General features: G+C 52.5%; 15 protein-coding genes. All 15 read left to right on the top strand.

What is annotated here, in order from left to right; genetic code table 11:
* The first annotated feature begins 40 nt into the window (after nt 1-40).
* The 15 genes from ACTID9_RS27610 to rpmE all read left to right on the top strand — a co-directional run bounded on the left by ACTID9_RS27610 (nt 41) and on the right by rpmE (nt 17,527).
* Nucleotides 41-1,180: an acyl-CoA dehydrogenase gene (locus tag ACTID9_RS27610; protein ID WP_441068686.1), complete on the top strand. Its 1,140-nt coding sequence runs from the start codon at nt 41-43 to the stop codon at nt 1,178-1,180.
* A gap of 30 nt (nt 1,181-1,210) precedes the next feature.
* Nucleotides 1,211-2,353 carry an acyl-CoA dehydrogenase gene (locus tag ACTID9_RS27605; protein ID WP_441068684.1) on the top strand — a complete coding sequence of 381 codons (1,143 nt, stop codon included), beginning with the start codon at nt 1,211-1,213 and terminating at the stop codon, nt 2,351-2,353.
* Between the two features lie 180 nt (nt 2,354-2,533).
* On the top strand, nt 2,534-3,166 hold the full coding sequence (locus ACTID9_RS27600; RefSeq protein WP_441068682.1) for a TetR/AcrR family transcriptional regulator: 633 nt from the start codon (nt 2,534-2,536) through the stop codon (nt 3,164-3,166).
* 58 nt (nt 3,167-3,224) lie between these two features.
* Entirely contained in the window at nt 3,225-6,479 is a 3,255-nt protein-coding gene (gene icmF / locus ACTID9_RS27595) for a fused isobutyryl-CoA mutase/GTPase IcmF (protein ID WP_441068680.1), read from the top strand.
* A gap of 106 nt (nt 6,480-6,585) precedes the next feature.
* A complete protein-coding gene (gene rpoE, locus ACTID9_RS27590; protein WP_441068678.1) occupies nt 6,586-7,128 on the top strand; it encodes a DNA-directed RNA polymerase subunit delta in 543 nt (180 codons plus the stop codon).
* A gap of 215 nt (nt 7,129-7,343) precedes the next feature.
* Nucleotides 7,344-8,948 carry a CTP synthase gene (locus ACTID9_RS27585; protein WP_441068676.1) on the top strand — a complete coding sequence of 535 codons (1,605 nt, stop codon included), beginning with the start codon at nt 7,344-7,346 and terminating at the stop codon, nt 8,946-8,948.
* 182 nt (nt 8,949-9,130) lie between these two features.
* Nucleotides 9,131-9,496: a response regulator gene (locus tag ACTID9_RS27580; protein ID WP_122920549.1), complete on the top strand. Its 366-nt coding sequence runs from the start codon at nt 9,131-9,133 to the stop codon at nt 9,494-9,496.
* Nucleotides 9,497-9,579: 83 nt separating this feature from the next.
* Nucleotides 9,580-10,434, top strand: a complete 855-nt coding sequence (fba, locus tag ACTID9_RS27575; RefSeq protein WP_441068674.1) for a class II fructose-1,6-bisphosphate aldolase — start codon at nt 9,580-9,582, stop codon at nt 10,432-10,434.
* A 14-nt stretch (nt 10,435-10,448) separates the two neighbouring features.
* Nucleotides 10,449-11,093: a fructose-6-phosphate aldolase gene (gene fsa / locus ACTID9_RS27570; protein WP_441068672.1), complete on the top strand. Its 645-nt coding sequence runs from the start codon at nt 10,449-10,451 to the stop codon at nt 11,091-11,093.
* A 212-nt stretch (nt 11,094-11,305) separates the two neighbouring features.
* Nucleotides 11,306-12,580: a UDP-N-acetylglucosamine 1-carboxyvinyltransferase gene (locus ACTID9_RS27565; protein WP_441068670.1), complete on the top strand. Its 1,275-nt coding sequence runs from the start codon at nt 11,306-11,308 to the stop codon at nt 12,578-12,580.
* Nucleotides 12,581-12,606: 26 nt separating this feature from the next.
* Nucleotides 12,607-13,569: a class II fructose-bisphosphatase gene (gene glpX / locus ACTID9_RS27560; RefSeq protein ID WP_441068668.1), complete on the top strand. Its 963-nt coding sequence runs from the start codon at nt 12,607-12,609 to the stop codon at nt 13,567-13,569.
* A 16-nt stretch (nt 13,570-13,585) separates the two neighbouring features.
* Nucleotides 13,586-14,869 (top strand): transcription termination factor Rho, encoded by a 1,284-nt coding sequence (rho, locus tag ACTID9_RS27555; RefSeq protein WP_441068666.1) that lies wholly within the window; start codon nt 13,586-13,588, stop codon nt 14,867-14,869.
* 69 nt (nt 14,870-14,938) lie between these two features.
* Nucleotides 14,939-15,856 (top strand): peptidoglycan DD-metalloendopeptidase family protein, encoded by a 918-nt coding sequence (locus ACTID9_RS27550; RefSeq protein ID WP_441068664.1) that lies wholly within the window; start codon nt 14,939-14,941, stop codon nt 15,854-15,856.
* A gap of 99 nt (nt 15,857-15,955) precedes the next feature.
* Nucleotides 15,956-17,221, top strand: a complete 1,266-nt coding sequence (locus ACTID9_RS27545; RefSeq protein ID WP_441068662.1) for a radical SAM protein — start codon at nt 15,956-15,958, stop codon at nt 17,219-17,221.
* Nucleotides 17,222-17,326: 105 nt separating this feature from the next.
* Nucleotides 17,327-17,527 carry a 50S ribosomal protein L31 gene (rpmE, locus tag ACTID9_RS27540; protein WP_122920557.1) on the top strand — a complete coding sequence of 67 codons (201 nt, stop codon included), beginning with the start codon at nt 17,327-17,329 and terminating at the stop codon, nt 17,525-17,527.
* Nucleotides 17,528-17,610 lie beyond the last annotated feature (83 nt).

Below are 17,610 nucleotides of genomic sequence, written 5' to 3'. Positions count from 1 at the left end.
AAATTGAACGGAAGAAAAAGCTTGGAGGGGTAGGGCAGCGATGAATCTGCACATGACCGAAGAACAATTGATGATGCGCAAAATGGTTCAGGATTTTGCCAGAAAAGAGATTGCGCCTTTTGTCGCGACGATGGAGGAGACCGAGCAGTTTCCACGCCATCTGATCAAGAAAATGGGAGAAGCCGGTTTGATGGGCATACCGATTCCGGAAGAGTGGGGAGGAGTCGGGGCCGATTTCACCTCATACATTCTCGCCATTCATGAAATCTCCAAAGTGAGCGCGACTGTCGGGGTCATTCTATCGGTTCATACATCGGTAGGAACCAACCCGATTCTGTATTTCGGCACGGACGAGCAGAAGCGGACGTACCTCCCCAAGCTGGCTTCCGGTCAGTTTCTCGGCGCATTCGCTTTGACAGAGCCTGGGGCGGGTTCGGATGCGAGCAGAATCCGCACATCAGCCGTCCGGCAGGGAGATGAGTACGTTTTAAACGGCAGCAAGGTGTTTATTACCAACGGCGGCGAGGCTGACATTTACATTACGTTTGCCGTTACCGACCCGTCTGCCGGAACGAAAGGAATCTCCGCCTTTATCGTAGAAAAAGGAACACCAGGTTTTTCGATCGGCAAAAAGGAAAAGAAGATGGGACTGTATGGTTCCAGCACGACGGAATTGATCTTTGATCAGGCGCGTGTTCCTGCTGCCAATCGTTTGGGAGAAGAAGGCGAAGGATTCAAAATTGCACTGGCCAACCTGGATCGGGGGCGTATCGGGATTGCGGCGCAAGCGCTTGGAATCGCGGAGGCAGCTTTCGAACTGGCGACGAGCTATGCGAAAGAGCGGAAGCAATTCGGCAAACCGATCGCATCCCATCAGGCAATCGGCTTCAAGCTGGCTGACATGGCAGCAGAGGTCGAAGCCGCGCGCTTGTTAGTCTACCGCGCAGCCTGGCTGCAAAGCGAGGGCCTGCCATGCGGGCAGGAAGCAGCGATGGCGAAGCGGTTTGCTTCTGACACAGCGATGAAAACGGCGACGGAAGCGGTGCAGGTTTACGGCGGCTACGGCTATACCCGGGAATATCCGGTGGAGCGGCTGTTCCGCGATGCCAAGGTCACCCAAATTTATGAAGGAACCAACGAAATACAGCGTCTCGTAATTGCAAAACATCTGCTTTCCTAACACAAAAGGATACATGAGGGGGAGACCGGCATGGATTTTCGTTTAACAGAAGAGCAAGAAATGATTCGCAAAATGGTTCGGGAGTTCTCGGAAAACCAGGTGGCGCCGACCGCGACGGAGCGCGATGAGGAAGAGCGGTTTGACCGCGACATTTTTGAGCAGATGGCGGAGCTGGGCTTGACCGGCATTCCATGGCCGGAGGAGTACGGCGGTGCAGGCGCCGACTACCAAAGCTACGTGATCGCGGTAGAAGAGCTGTCCCGCGTCGACGCCTCGATCGGGGTCACGCTTTCGGCTCATGTCTCGCTGGCAAGCTGGCCGATCTATAAGTTCGGTACGGAGGAGCAGAAGCAAAAATTTCTGCGCCCGCTGGCGGAAGGCAAAAAAATGGGGGCGTATTGCCTGACAGAGCCAGGCTCCGGTTCCGACTCCGCAGGAATGCGTACCACAGCGGTGAAGGACGGAGACGATTACATTTTAAACGGCAGCAAAATTTTCATCACCAATGCCGGAGAGGCGGAAACGTACATTGTCTTCGCCGTTACCGATCCGGCAGCGAAGCATAAAGGCATCAGCGCCTTCATCGTGGAGAAAGGCATGCCCGGGTTCACGATGGGGAAAAAGGAGAAGAAGCTGGGGATTCGCTCTTCCTTGACGCTGGCCGTTCATTTTGACAATGTGCGCGTGCCGAAAGAAAACTTGCTCGGCGAAGAAGGCCAAGGCTTCAAGATCGCCATGATGACGCTTGACGGCGGCCGCAACGGAATCGCTGCCCAGGCGTTGGGGATTGCGCAGGGAGCTTATGAGGCTGCGCTCAACTACGCCAAGGAGCGCGTGCAGTTCGGCAAACCGATCAGTGCGCTGCAAGCGATCCAGTTCAAGCTGGCTGACATGGCGACCAAGATCGAAGCGGCCCGCCTGCTGACCTACCAAGCGGCATGGCTGGAAGACCAAGGACTCCCTTATGGCAAAGCTTCGGCGATTTCCAAAGTGTTCGCCGGCGACACCGCGATGGAAGTTACGACCGAAGCGGTGCAAGTGTTTGGCGGCTACGGCTATACCCGCGATTATCCGGTCGAGCGCTTCATGCGCGATGCCAAAATTACGCAAATTTACGAAGGTACGAACGAAATACAGCGCGTCGTCATCAGCAATATGCTGCTCAAAGAGTAGCTGGCGGACGGTGGCATGCCGATCGGGGAAAGGCATGCCACCAATTCCACCCCGAAAACAAGAATGGGGATTGTGGCTTCCTTTCCACTCATCGTATAATGATAGGAAGCGAGAGTGATTGGTCGCACTATTTTAAAATTTCTGACCAAACGCTCAGTCAGTATGAAAGGTGGGCCCATTGTGTCAGAACGTAAGAAAACGATCCCTTCTTTGGTGAAGGACCCGAAACTCATTGAAAAGCGTCGCGAGCAGATTATCGAGGCAGCTGTCGACCTTTTCATCCATAAAGGCTTTTACAAAACAACGACCCGTGAGATCGCCCGCGCTTCGGGCTTTAGCATCGGGACGCTGTACGAATACATCGAGTCCAAGGAAGATGTGCTGTACCTTGTGTGCGACGCGATCCATGCCGAGGTGGAAAATCGTCTGCGCGAGGCGATCAACTTCAATGGCAGCGGGATGAAAATTTTGAAGCTGGCGCTGCGCAGCTTTTTCCGCGTGATGGATCAAATGAGCGATCGCGTGCTTTTGATTTATCAGGAAGCCAAATCGCTGCCGAAGGAAACGCTGCGCTACGTTCTCGGACGCGAGGAAGCGATCAGCGGGATTTTCGAGGAGATTTTGCGGAAAGGAATTGCCGACAGCTCGATCCATATCGATGAGAAGCATGTCAAGCTGATGGCTGACAACATCATGGTGCTGGGGGAAATGTGGGTATTCCGCCGCTGGGCTCTGCACAAGCATTATTCGTTGGATGAATTCATCGAGAAGCAAACGGCGCTTTTATTAGGCGAAATGAGCAGCGAGAAATAGCTTACACAACTGTGCGCCGTCAACAAAGAGCAATTGAGAGAAGCGAGGGGAAACTGCGATGGAAACGCAAAGCTATCGTCCTGTCAATAAAATCAGATTTGTGACGGCTGCCAGCCTCTATGACGGGCATGACGCCTCAATCAACATCATGCGGAGAATCCTGCAATCGTCCGGCGCTGAGGTGATTCACCTCGGCCATAACCGTTCCGTCGACGAGGTGGTAACGGCCGCGATCCAGGAAGATGTGCAAGGAATTGCCATCAGCTCGTATCAAGGCGGACATGTGGAGTATTTCAAATATATGATCGACCTGCTTCGCGAGCGCGGGGCCGGGCATATTCGCGTATTTGGCGGCGGGGGCGGCGTCATCGTCCCCCGCGAAATCCGCGAGCTGGAAGAGTACGGGGTAGCCAAAATTTATTCGCCTGACGATGGGCGCAAGCTTGGCTTGCAAGGAATGATCGACGACATGCTGCGCCAGACCGATTTCCCAACGGTCAAGCAGCTGCAAAACGAGTGCGAGCTTGTCAAGGAGCAAAAGCACGACGCGGTGGCCCGCCTGATTTCCGTAGCGGAATATGCCGTGAGCAACCCGGGCGCTTTCGCGGAAGTGGAAGAGAAGCTCGCGACGGATTCAGGCAGAACCATTCCTGTGATGGGGATTACCGGTACGGGCGGCGCGGGAAAAAGCTCGCTGACAGATGAACTGGTACGGCGTTTCCTTTATCAATATAAAGACAAAACGATCGCGATCCTTTCCGTCGACCCATCCAAGCAAAAGACAGGCGGCGCGCTGCTGGGCGACCGGATTCGCATGAACGCGATCAACAGCCCGCGCGTTTACATGCGTTCGTTGGCAACGCGCAAATCGGGCTCGGAGCTGTCGGCTGCGGTAACCGATGCGATTAAGGTGGCAAAAGCTGCGGATTTTGATCTGATTATTGTGGAAACGAGCGGGATTGGCCAAGGTGATGCGCAAATCACCGATGTCTGCGACGTCTCCGTGTATGTCATGACGTCCGAGTTCGGTGCGCCGTCCCAGCTGGAGAAGATCGACATGCTTGATTTTGCCGATTTGATCGCGATCAACAAGTTTGACCGCAAAGGGTCGGAGGATGCGCTGCGCGAGGTTCGCAAGCAGTACCGCCGCAACCACAATGCCTTTGAGCTTGCGGATGAAGAAATTCCTGTCTACGGCACGATTGCCAGCCAGTTCAACGATGCGGGCACGAATGTCTTTTTTGCGGCCGCCATGCGAGCGCTCGTTCGGAAAACGGGTGTCGATTGGGACGTCTCTTCGCTCGACATCACACCGGTGGAAATCTACAAAAAATCGCTGATTCCAGCCGACCGTGTGAACTACTTGCAGGAAATTGCCCAAACCGTGCGCGATTACGGCGCGTTTGTCGAGCAGCAATCGGGTCTGGCGCGCAAGCTGTTCCAGCTTCACGGCGCGAAAGAGACGCTGCTCGCTTCCGGCGAGGCGTTGTCCGGTGAGCTTGTGGCCTTGCTTGACCAGCAGATCAGCCATTTCGAAGAGCAGCTTCATCCCGAATGCCGCAAGCTGCTTGCCAAGTGGCCGGCGCAAAAGGCTGCCTATCAACAAGATCAGCTGGTTACGAAGGTGCGCGATAAGGAACTGGTCACCAAGCTGTTTACCACCTCCTTGTCCGGCACGCGGATTCCGAAAGTTAGCGTTCCGCAGTTTGTCGATTGGGGCGAAATTTTGAAGTGGCTGCTGCGCGAAAACGTGCCGGGCGAGTTCCCGTATACGGCAGGCGTGTTTCCGTTCAAGCGGGAAGGCGAGGACCCGAAACGCCAGTTCGCGGGCGAGGGGACACCGGAGAGAACGAATCGCCGCTTCCACTTCCTGTCGCAAAACGACGAGGCGAAGCGACTCAGCACGGCATTCGACAGCGTTACCTTGTACGGGGAGGACCCTGACTATCGCCCGGACATTTACGGCAAGATCGGTACGAGCGGCGTCAGCGTTTGCACGCTTGATGATATGAAGAAGCTGTACGCGGGCTTTGATCTGTGTGCGCCGAGCACGTCTGTGTCCATGACCATCAATGGTCCGGCTCCGATAATTTTGGCGATGTTCATGAATGCTGCGATCGAACAGCAAATCGACAAGTTTGTGGCAAGGGAAGGACGCCAGCCGAACGAAGAGGAAGCTGCGCAAATCAAAGCGTACACGCTCGCCAACGTTCGCGGCACGGTGCAGGCGGATATTTTGAAAGAAGACCAGGGACAAAATACGTGCATTTTCTCGACGGAGTTCGCTTTGCGGATGATGGGGGATATTCAGCAGTATTTCATCGACCATAAAGTGCGCAACTACTACTCGGTATCCATCTCCGGCTACCATATCGCAGAGGCGGGCGCCAACCCGATCACACAGCTGGCGTTTACGCTGGCGAACGGATTTACGTACCTGGAGTATTACTTGAGCCGCGGCATGAATATCGATGATTTTGCGCCGAATCTGTCATTCTTCTTCTCCAATGGACTCGATCCGGAATACACCGTGATCGGCCGCGTCGCGCGCCGTATTTGGGCAACGACGCTGAAAAACAAATATGGGGCGAATGAGCGCAGCCAAAAGCTGAAGTACCATATCCAGACGTCCGGACGTTCCTTGCATGCGCAGGAAATGGACTTCAACGATATCCGTACGACGCTGCAAGCGCTGGTCGCTATCTATGACAACTGCAACTCGCTGCACACCAACGCATATGACGAGGCGATCACGACACCGACGGAAAACTCCGTACGTCGCGCAATGGCCATTCAGATGATCATCAACAAGGAACTCGGTTTGGCGAAAAACGAGAACCCGCTGCAAGGCTCGTTCATCATCGAAGAGTTGACCGATCTGGTGGAAGAGGCCGTTCTCCAGGAATTCGAGCGTCTCGGTTCCCGCGGCGGCGTGCTCGGCGCCATGGAGACGCAATACCAACGCGGCAAAATCCAGGATGAATCGATGTACTATGAGATGAAAAAGCATACGGGCGAGCTGCCGATTATCGGCGTCAACACATTCCTGAATCCGAACGCTTCCGAGGACGATTACGAGATCGAATTGGCGCGTGCTTCCGAGGAGGAGAAGGAACAGCAGATTCTCAATCTGCGTGCCTTCCAGGAGAAGCACAGGGACGTCGCGGGGCAAGCCTTACATCGTTTGCAGCAGACGGCGATTTCGGGCGGCAACATTTTTGCCGAGCTGATGGAGACGGTGAAGGTGGCGTCCCTTGGGCAAATCAGTGCAGCGCTTTACGAGGTTGGCGGCCAATACCGGCGGAATATGTAGCATTGGACGTTTTTCACGCAAATAGGGTTGAAAACCTTGCATTATCGGCTAAAATAAGGAATACTGTAAGTTAGCCAAGTTATTGTTGTGAAAGGACGTGCCAAGGTTGAGCCAATTACTCAAGCATATTGAAGCGGAACGACTAAGCGAGATGGCGATGGTGGACATCGCATATGAGATACTGAGAGAAACCAATCGTCCATTCAACTTTCGCGAAATAATGGATGAGATTTCCGCCATGCGTGGTTTGACAACTGAGCAGACGATGTCCATTATCGCACAAGTGTATACAGAGGTTAACATCGATGGACGCTTTATCTGCATCGGTGACAATACCTGGGGATTGAAACGCTGGTATCCGACCGAAACGATCGAAGAAACCCAAGAGGGTGGCGGCAAGAAGAAGAAAGTTGTGCTTGACGACGACTTCGATGATTACGATATAGAAGATGAAGTTGAGGCAGAATTCGAAGAAGAAGACACTACCTTCGACGAAACGGAAGATGATTTCCTCGACGACGAGTTCGAAGAAGAAGTCGATGAGGACGACGAAGAGATTATCGACGACGAAGAGGCCTTTGAAGATGAGGAAGAGGCGGAAGAGGATGAACTCGATGAGAGCGATGAAGACGAGGAAGAAGATCGCTAACTTGTCTTGACTTCCGCACTCCCGCATTATAAAATACTTTTTGGGCTTCACATGAAGATCGGTTAAATAAGGAAAACTATAAAACAAAAGTGCCCCTACCCGTCACACACGGGATAGGTATTGCTTTTGTTTTTTCTTTTGTGTTGCTTTCCACCACATAACGACAGCACTTATTCATGATCGATATCGGAATAGGGAAAGAGAGGACGCACGCAATGGCGAAGTACATTTTTGTTACGGGCGGGGTTGTATCCTCACTCGGTAAAGGTATCACAGCAGCATCTCTCGGTAGACTTCTGAAAAACAGAGGATTGAAAGTAACGATCCAAAAGTTCGATCCTTACATCAACGTCGACCCGGGCACTATGAGTCCATATCAGCACGGTGAGGTATTCGTTACCGACGATGGAGCGGAAACTGACTTGGACTTGGGACACTACGAGCGTTTTATCGACATTAACCTGAGCGCCAACTCCAATGTGACAACCGGTAAAATTTACTCGTCGGTCATTTCCAAAGAGCGCCGCGGCGACTACTTGGGCGGTACGGTTCAGGTTATCCCGCACATCACCAATGAGATCAAAGAGCGCGTTTACCGCGCGGGCAAGGAAACGGGAGCGGATGTTGTCATCACTGAGGTCGGCGGTACTGTCGGCGACATCGAGAGCTTGCCGTTCCTCGAAGCGATTCGTCAGGTGAAAAGCGACATCGGCCGCGAAAACGTGATGTACATCCACGTGACGCTGGTTCCTTACATCCGCGCTGCAGGCGAAATGAAAACCAAGCCGACACAGCATAGCGTAAAAGAGCTGCGCAGCTTGGGCATTCAGCCAAACGTGATCGTGACGCGCACCGAGTTCCCGCTTCAGGCGGACATGAAAGAAAAGCTTGCTCTCTTCTGCGATATCGACAAAAATGCGGTAATCGAATGTGTTGATGCCGAGACACTGTATGAAGTTCCGCTGCTGCTGCAAGAGCAAGGGCTGGACGACTATGTGTGCCGCCATCTGGGCCTTGAGTGCAAGCAAGCTGACATGACTGAGTGGAAAGCATTGGTTGATAAAATCAAAAACTTGAAACATACGACGCGCATTGCAATCGTCGGTAAGTATGTCGAACTGCACGATGCGTACCTGTCCGTAGCAGAAGCGTTGTATCACGGCGGATACTTCAACGACACGGACATTGACATCAAATGGGTCAGCGCTGAAGACGTTACCCATGAAAACGCAGCTGAGCTGCTCGGCGATGTCGATGGCATTTTGGTACCGGGCGGATTCGGTGATCGCGGTATCGAAGGAAAAATTGCCGCGACTCGCTATGCACGTGAAAACAAAATCCCGTTCCTGGGCATCTGCCTGGGTATGCAAGTGTCTGTCATCGAGTTCGCACGCCATGTAGCGGGTCTCGACGGCGCGAACAGCTCCGAGATCAATCCGGAAACCAAATATCCGGTCATCGACCTGTTGCCTGAACAAAAAGAGGTTGAGGACAAAGGCGGCACCATGCGTTTGGGTCTGGATCCAACGAAGGTTGCCCCAGGCAGCCTGACAGAAAAAGCGTACGGCAATTCGCTCGTATACGAACGCCATCGCCATCGCTATGAAGTGAACAACGAATACCGCGAGCAGTTGGAGCAGCTGGGCATGAAATTTGCCGGTACGTCTCCTGACGGACGTTTGGTTGAGATCGTTGAAATTCCGGATCATCCTTGGTATCTGGCTACCCAGTTCCATCCGGAGTTCACTTCCCGTCCAAATCGCCCGCAGCCATTGTTCCGCGATTTTGTAAAAGCATCGCTTAGCAACAAATTGAAGTAATTCCACGTCTATCCTCTTTGACAAGGTCTGCGAGTGCCGGCCAATGTCAGGAGGATAGATTTTTTTCTATCAATAAATCGAGAAATCAAGCGAATTTTTATAAGAATAGGGAGGATTTTCCTGAACGTTGGGCGAACTCTAGTCAATTAATAAAATCGTGGAGATCAGGGGGACGTGTTACGATGCGGGAGAAGAAAATTTTAATCGTAGATGATCAATATGGCATTCGCATCCTGTTGTTCGAGGTACTCGGAAAAGAGGGCTACACGACGTTCCAAGCAGCGAACGGTAAAAAGGCGCTGGAAATCGTTGAGAAGGAATCTCCGGATCTTGTTATTCTCGATATGAAAATTCCTGGCATGGATGGCATCGAAATTTTAAAGCATATTAAAAAAATCAATAAAGATATCAAGGTGATCATGATGACCGCCTACGGTGAATTGGACATGATTAAGGAAGCGACCCAGCTCGGGGCGTCCACTCATTTCACCAAGCCGTTCGATATTGATGAACTGCGACTGGCTGTCAGCAAACAATTGGTAAGTTAAACGCAACTGTTAACCCTACATAGCTTGTGGTATAATAAGCCAAGCAAAATCACCTGAACCACAAGAGGGAGGATTTTTTTCACATGCCACTTGTACCGATGACCGCGTTTCTGGAAGATGCTAAAAAGAATAAATATGCCGTAGGTCAGTTCAACATCAACAACTTAGAGTTCGTTCAAGCGATCACACAGGCTGCGATCGAGGAAAAGTCCCCGGTAATCTTCGGCGTGTCCGAAGGCGCTATGCGCTACATGGGTCTTGAGTACACCGTAGCAATGGCTAAGGCTGCTTCCGAAATGGCTGGCGTGCCAATTGCTTTGCACTTGGATCATGGCAGCAGTTTTGAGGTTGTCATGAAATGCATCCGTGCAGGATTTTCTTCCGTCATGTTTGATGGTTCCCATCATTCTTTTGAAGATAATATCCGCTTGACCAAGCAAGTAGTTGAAGCAGCTCATGCTGTCGGCGTTTCTGTCGAAGGTGAGCTTGGAACAATCGGCGGTGTTGAAGACGACGTGAACGTGGATGAAGACGCTGCAACGTTGGCGAAGCCTGCTGAAGCGATCCGCTTCTGGGAAGAAACCAAGGTTGACTATTTGGCGATCGCTGTAGGTACAGCGCATGGCATGTACAAAGGTGAGCCAAAAATCCACTTTGATATTATTGAAGAAGTAGCGAAAAACATCGGTGCGCCTATCGTATTGCATGGCGGTTCCGGCGTTCCTGATGAGGCGATCAAAAAAGCGATCAGCTGCGGTGTAGGCAAAATCAACGTGAACACCGAGAACCAGGTTGCTTGCACAGCGGTAATCCGCGAAGTGCTTGCTGCGAAACCAAACGAAATCGATCCACGCAAATATCTGACGCCTGCTCGAGATGCAATCAAGGAAGTTGTAAAAGGTAAGATTCGTCTTTTCGGCAGCAACAACCGCGCGTAAGCAGGAGGATAACCATGCGATTTTTAATTGATACAGCAAATGTGGAAGAAATCCGCGATATTCACGAATGGGGCGTTTTGGCTGGCGTTACGACCAATCCTTCGCTCGTTGCCAAGGAAGGGCGCGATTTCATTGACACGCTGAACGAAATCATCGACACCATCGATGGTCCAATCAGCGCGGAAGTGATCAGCGTCGACGCCAAAGGCATGATCGAAGAGGGCGAAAAGCTGGCTGCCCTGTCCAAAAACATCGTGGTGAAAGTGCCGATGACCGAAGAAGGTTTGAAGGCAGTCAAAGTGTTCGCCAAGAAAAAAATCAAAACAAACGTAACCTTGATCTTTAACGCAAACCAAGCGCTGCTTGCTGCGCGTGCGGGCGCTACGTATGTGTCCCCGTTCCTCGGACGTCTTGACGACATCGGCCAAGACGGCTTGCAGCTGATTTCCGACATTGCGGAAATTTTCGAGGTTCATGGTTTGGATACAGAAATCATTGCAGCGAGCATTCGCCACCCGATCCATGTGACGGAAGCGGCTAAGCGCGGCGCGCATTTTGCGACGATCCCTTACAAGGTTTTCAAACAGCTTCTGCAACACCCGCTGACCGACAGCGGACTGCAAAAGTTCCTGGCCGACTGGGCCAACATGCAAAAGTAAAAGCTGATCATCAGCGGTTCGCGAGCACCTTTTCCGTCGGAGAAGGTGCTTCTTTCAAGAAAAGCTTCTCTATCAGCCGCTTAGGAAAAACCGTTTTCCTTTGAAGGAGGAAGCTTTTCTTGTGTTTAGCAAAGGATCAATGCCCATACAAGAGTCAGATTCTTCACGATCAACGATCAAGTAGATAAAGATATGCCTGAGGAGAGCGGTTTATGGATAAGCTTATCATTAGCGGGGGACGTGCGCTCAATGGGTCTGTCACCGTGAGCGGCGCAAAAAATAGTGCGGTTGCGCTGATTCCCGCTGCTTTGTTGGCCGATGGCCCGGTTGTCATTGAAAACTTGCCGAGGATTCAAGATGTTCAAATCTATTTCGACCTGTTGCGCGAGATGGGTGCGGATGTTCTGTTTGAAGAAGATTGGATGGAAATTGACGGACGACCGCTGAAGCCTATGTATTTGCCGAATGGACGCGTAAAAAAATTGCGGGCATCCTACTATTTGTGGGGAGCCATGCTAGGGAAGTTTGGCGAAGCGCATGTCGGGTTGCCAGGGGGCTGCGATTTGGGCCCACGGCCGATCGATTTGCATATCAAAGGGTTTGAAGCACTCGGCGCCACAGTCGAAAATCAAAACGGTGTCTTAACGATCAAAGCCAAGCAGCTAAAAGGGGCACGGATTTATCTGGACCTGGTCAGCGTCGGGGCCACAATCAATATCATGCTGGCTGCAGCAAAGGCTGAAGGTGTCACTGTCATCGAGAATGCTGCGAGGGAACCGGAGATCGTGGATGTGGCCACGCTGCTGAACAATATGGGGGCCAATATCAAAGGGGCAGGTACCGATAAAATCCGGATCGAAGGCGTCAAGCGATTGAGCGGATGCCGCCATACGATCATTCCCGACCGGATTGAAGCGGGAACGTACATGATTGCGGCCGCAGCGACAAGAGGGACTGTGACATTGGAAAATGTGATTCCGAAACATTTGGAATCGGTAACGGCCAAATTGCGAGAGATTGGCGTAAACGTGGAGGTAGATGGGGATTCTATCACCGTGTATGGACAAGAGAAATATCGCGCCATCGATGTGAAGACCAATCCGTACCCAGGGTTTCCAACCGATTTGCAGCAGCCGATCACAGCTCTGTTGACCCAAGCCAAAGGCGTCAGCATTGTCACCGATAACATTTATGGTGCGCGCTTCCGCCATGTGGATGAATTGCGCCGGATGGGCGCCTCCATTAAAGTAGAGGGGCGTTCGGCCTTGATTGAAGGCGGAAAGCAGCTGATGGGCGCGAAAGTCATCGCATCCGATTTGCGGGCTGGCGCCGCGTTGGTGATCAGCGGTCTTGCTACCAACGGAATTACCGAAGTAGATGGTCTGGAGCATATTGATCGCGGCTACGAGAACCTGGTCGAGAAGCTGCAAAAGCTGGGTGCGTCTATCATAAGAAGAAAATCACCAGAATCGGCACGAGAGCGATAGAATAGCCGACAGGGAGGAACAAAATCATGGAACGCAGTTTAACACTCGAATTGGTTCGCGTGACGGAGGCGGCAGCGCTCGCTTCGGCGCGTTGGATGGGATTGGGTAAAAAGGACGAGGCGGACGGAGCGGCGACCACCGCGATGCGCGATGAGTTCAACAACATCCCGATGGACGGCATTGTTGTCATCGGTGAAGGGGAAATGGACGAAGCGCCGATGCTGTACATCGGTGAAAAGCTGGGGCAAGGCGTAGCGCCTTTTGTAGACGTTGCGGTTGACCCTTTGGAAGGGACCAACATCGTGGCGAAAGGGACGTGGAATGCCATCTCGGTCATTGCAATTGCGGACCGCGGCAATTTGCTGCACGCTCCCGACATGTACATGGAAAAAATCGCGGTCGGGCCGAAGGCAGTCGGAAAAGTCGACATCGATGCCCCGATTATCGATAACCTGAAAGCGGTGGCGCAGGCGAACGGCAAAGACGTAAGCGATCTGGTCGCGATCGTTTTGGACCGCGATCGCCATAGCCGCATCATTCATGAAGTTCGTGCAGCAGGCGCGCGGATCAAGCTCATTCCGGACGGCGATGTGGCTGCGGCGATCAACACCGCGTTTGAAAATACGGGCGTTGACATTTTGTTCGGATCTGGCGGCGCTCCGGAAGGGGTGCTGGCTGCTGTTGCATTGAAATGCTTGGGTGGAGAAATTCAGGGGAAATTGCTGCCACAGGATGCGGCCGAGCTGGAACGCTGCAAACAAATGGGGCTGGTAAACCCGCACCAGGTGCTGCGCATGGAAGATATGGTCAAAGGCGACGACGCGATTTTTGCGGCGACAGGCGTTACAGATGGGGAGCTTTTGCGCGGTGTTCGCTTCCAAGGGATGCGCGCGACCACACATTCTGTCGTCATGCGTGCGAAGACGGGAACCGTCCGTTTTATTGAAGGCAACCATCGGTTGGAGCGTAAACCGCGCTTGGGTCTATAGGAGGAGGATTATCTAGGTGCTTCTATCGGAATTGGAAGAAAAGAAATTAACGGAGCTGTACAAGCTGGCCAAGGAGTTTCAGATTCCGTACTATTCGCAAATGAAGAAGAAAGAGCTGATATTTGCGATTTTGCGGGCACGTGCTGAACGTGACGGCTTGATGTTTATGGAAGGCGTTTTGGAGATTTTGTCGGAAGGGTATGGCTTCCTGCGCCCGATCAATTATCTCCCGAGCTCCGAAGATATTTACATTTCCCAATCGCAGATCCGCAGATTTGATCTGCGGATGGGCGATGTGGTATCGGGAAAAGCTCGTCCGCCAAAAGAAAACGAACGGTATTTCGGGCTTTTGCAAGTGGAAGCCGTCAACGGAGAAGACCCTGAACAGGCATCCGAGCGTCTGCACTTCCCCGCCTTAACACCGCTTTATCCTCAGAAAAAACTTGTTCTCGAAACGGCACCTTCCAAGCTTTCCGTTCGCTTGATGGATCTGATCGCGCCTGTCGGCTTAGGGCAGCGCGGACTGATCGTAGCGCCTCCGAAAGCGGGAAAAACCATGCTGCTCAAAGAAATCGCCAACAGCATTACGGAAAACCATCCCGATATTCATTTGTTCGTTCTCCTGATCGATGAACGGCCAGAAGAAGTGACCGATATGCAGCGCTCCGTAAAAGGTGAGGTCGTCGCTTCGACCTTCGATGAACTTCCGGAAAACCATATCAAGGTGGCGGAATTGGTGTTGGAGCGGGCAAAACGTTTGGTTGAGCACAAAAAGGACGTCGTCATCCTGCTTGATTCCATTACCCGCCTTGCGCGTGCGTATAACCTGGTGATCCCTCCAAGCGGACGGACGCTGTCTGGCGGTATTGATCCGGCTGCGTTCCATCGTCCCAAACGCTTCTTCGGTTCGGCCCGCAACATTGAAGAGGGCGGCAGCCTGACGATTTTGGCGACGGCTCTGGTCGAAACCGGCTCGCGGATGGACGACGTGATTTATGAAGAGTTCAAGGGAACGGGTAACATGGAACTCCATTTGGATCGCAAGCTGGCAGAGCGCCGTATTTTCCCGGCGATCGATATTCGCCGTTCGGGAACGCGTCGCGAGGAACTGCTTTTGTCCAAAGAAGAACTGGAAAAGCTGTGGGCGATTCGTAAAAACATGAACGAAAGCCACGACTTCATCGATCATTTCCTCAAAAAGCTGGGAGATACCAAGACGAACGCAGAGTTCTTGCAAACGCTGGAAGCTGCGCCGGCGAGATCGACGGCGAGACAGTCTGGCAACCCGACGGTGAGTTAACGCTCACCGTCATTTTTTTTATCCGGACGAATAAACTGATAGAGTAGATTCGATCAGGGGGGTTGCTAAATGGGTGGCGTTGGGATCGCTGCGGATATGCCGAATTGGACCGACCAGGGGGAAGCGAAGCGCTTCGTCATTGAGCAGACGCTCGCACAAGCGCTCAATCCGTTTTCATCCTGGCAGAATGGAAATAAGCCGGATCAACAGCAAAAACCGACCGTGCTGATGTATGCGGTGCAGTCGGGGGACACCCTTTCCTCGATCGCGGAGACATACGGGATGACGCTCAGTGAGCTGATGGCCCAAAATAAAATCGACAATCCGAATCTGGTCAGCGTCGGGATGCGGCTTACGATTCGCAAAGACGGGATCGTGCACATGGTAAGTCAGGGGGAGACGCTGGAACGTATCGCACAGCGCTACGGAACCACTGCGGAAGAGATCGTTGCGCGCAACCCGCTCGTGAAAATATTGGACAGCCAGCTGTATGTCGGTCAAAAAATTTACATACCGTCGCCTATGGCTGAGGCTCCTTCCGTACAGGTCGGGAGCTTTCAAGCGAGGCGAGAGATGGCGGAAGCGGCCAACCGTTTGGCCATGCGCGGCCTGCGGATGAAGTGGCCGGTTGCCGAACCGACGATTACAAGCGGATTTGGCGCGCGGTGGGGGAAGATGCACAAGGGCATTGACCTGTGGAATGAAAAAGAGGAAAACACGCCGATTACGGCGGCGCGGGCAGGGATTGTCGTCGAGGCGGGCGTTCATAGCGATTACGGCGATTTGGTCATCATCGACCATGGCAACGGTTTGCAGAGCTACTATGCGCATATGGGAAAAATCGACGTCTCCGTCGGGCAGGCCGTGCTGGCGGGAGATGTTCTGGGCTATATGGGACGAACCGGGGATGCCACAGGCTATCATCTTCATTTTGAAATTCGGCAGGATAACATCCCGGTCAATCCGCTGCCGTTTTTACCGCGCTAGGAAAGGCTTGGTAAGGAAAATCGTACATGCACCGCCTCAGTTTACTTTGCCTGCCCATTACGTTACAATGGCGGAAGCAAAGAAGCGAGGCGATTTTTCATGTATTTGGTATATGCGGATCAGAACGGACAAGTGTATGACCATCCCGGTTTGTGGGCGATCGCGCGAAACGGAGATATATTGACAGAAGTTTTGGAGGACGAGCTGATTCCGCTTCCGGAAGGCTCGACGCTGGTGAGTTTGCCCGATACTGTTCCGGTAGGGATGGACCCGGAAACCGGAGAGATGACCAAACTGGACGGCTGCAGTGCAGTCGGCGCTTTGGTGCCGCAAGGGTTTACCCGTCTTCTCCTGCCCGGTTATATCAAAACGTCCAAGGAATCGAAGCTGCCCCTGTTCGGCTATACGGCAGTTGTGTGGAAAGACGGCGGTTTTTGGGTGGCTGCCCGCAAAAGCGATGAACCGCACAAATGGAACCCGATGAATTTCCCGATGGACGAGCTGCGTTCCCGTGTGGAAAGCACGCTCAAGCAATTTCCGGAAAACCGGATTTTGAACCATCTTTCCCATTGTGCGCTTGAATATGAGTGCTTGACGGCATCCAATAACTTTTTCCACCGCTGGGAAGGCAGCTTGCCGGTATCGTATACCTGTAACGCGGGCTGCTACGGATGCATTTCCGAACAGCCGGATGACAGCGGCTTCCCGTCGCCGCAGACGCGCATGAATTTCAAGCCGACGGAAGATGAGCTGGTGGAAGTCATGCTTCATCACCTTCAGACGCCGGAGAGCATCATCAGCTTCGGCCAAGGCTGCGAGGGCGAGCCGTCCACGATGGCGTCCATCATTGTGCCAGCCATGCGGCGCGTGCGTGCCCAGACTGACATGGGCTTTATCAACATCAACACGAATGCAGGATTGACCGATCATATCAAAGGGATCGTAGATGCCGGGCTTGATCTGATGCGCATCAGTATTATTAGCGCAATCGACGAGCATTATAATGCGTATTACCGGCCGCGCGGCTATACGCTAGAGAATATCGCGCGATCGGCCGAGTACGCCGCGTCAAAAGGGGTGTACACCTCGATCAACTATCTCTGCTTCCCGGGCGTCTTCGACCGCGAAGAAGAGATGGAAGCGATGATCAACTTCATCAAACGGACAGGCATCAAGCTGATCCAGATGCGCAATCTGAACATCGATCCGGAGAGCTATCTGGCGATGATCCCGAAAGCGCAGGGCGAAGTGTTCGGAATGAAGCAAGCGATCGAAATCTACCAGGAAGAATTGCCGGATGTCATCATCGGCTCCTTCACCCACATTCCTCCTTCCGAATTGCAGAGAAGGAAAAACATGGTGTAGCAAAAGCTGGCTCTTGCATTCGGCCATTTTGCATGTTAGTATTCTTTTATTGTGTAAATTAACTCTGTTTCGGGAAACGATTCAGGGCGGAAAGAGGCGAGAAGAATGAAACAAGGTATTCATCCTAAGTACAATCTCGTAAAAGTAACGTGTGCATGCGGAAACGAATTCGAATCCGGTTCCGTTAAGCAAGCTCTCCGCGTAGAGATTTGCTCCAACTGCCACCCGTTCTTTACCGGTAAACAAAAATTCGTTGATGCTGGTGGACGTGTAGACCGCTTCAAACGCAAATACAACCTTTCCTAATCGGCAACGACGGGAAAGCGAACAAGGCCAGATAGTGAAAGCTATCTGGTCTTGTTTTTTCGATCAGAGCGAACAACTTGTAT

Origin of the sequence: Brevibacillus fluminis (assembly GCF_052072235.1) — a bacterium.
Lineage (GTDB): Bacteria > Bacillota > Bacilli > Brevibacillales > Brevibacillaceae > Brevibacillus_D > Brevibacillus_D fluminis_A.
Note: the sequence above shows the minus strand (reverse complement) of the source record. Positions and strands in the feature narration are given on the sequence as shown.

Bases quoted from the DNA above. Each gene is read 5' to 3' on its own strand.
- ACTID9_RS27610 (WP_441068686.1), top strand. From the start codon at position 41: ATGAATCTGCACATGACCGAAGAACAATTGATGATGCGCAAAATGGTT.
- ACTID9_RS27605 (WP_441068684.1), top strand. From the start codon at position 1,211: ATGGATTTTCGTTTAACAGAAGAGCAAGAAATGATTCGCAAAATGGTT.
- icmF (WP_441068680.1), top strand. From the start codon at position 3,225: ATGGAAACGCAAAGCTATCGTCCTGTCAATAAAATCAGATTTGTGACG.
- ACTID9_RS27585 (WP_441068676.1), top strand. From the start codon at position 7,344: ATGGCGAAGTACATTTTTGTTACGGGCGGGGTTGTATCCTCACTCGGT.
- ACTID9_RS27580 (WP_122920549.1), top strand. From the start codon at position 9,131: ATGCGGGAGAAGAAAATTTTAATCGTAGATGATCAATATGGCATTCGC.
- fba (WP_441068674.1), top strand. From the start codon at position 9,580: ATGCCACTTGTACCGATGACCGCGTTTCTGGAAGATGCTAAAAAGAAT.
- fsa (WP_441068672.1), top strand. From the start codon at position 10,449: ATGCGATTTTTAATTGATACAGCAAATGTGGAAGAAATCCGCGATATT.
- ACTID9_RS27565 (WP_441068670.1), top strand. From the start codon at position 11,306: ATGGATAAGCTTATCATTAGCGGGGGACGTGCGCTCAATGGGTCTGTC.
- glpX (WP_441068668.1), top strand. From the start codon at position 12,607: ATGGAACGCAGTTTAACACTCGAATTGGTTCGCGTGACGGAGGCGGCA.
- ACTID9_RS27550 (WP_441068664.1), top strand. From the start codon at position 14,939: ATGGGTGGCGTTGGGATCGCTGCGGATATGCCGAATTGGACCGACCAG.
- ACTID9_RS27545 (WP_441068662.1), top strand. From the start codon at position 15,956: ATGTATTTGGTATATGCGGATCAGAACGGACAAGTGTATGACCATCCC.
- rpmE (WP_122920557.1), top strand. From the start codon at position 17,327: ATGAAACAAGGTATTCATCCTAAGTACAATCTCGTAAAAGTAACGTGT.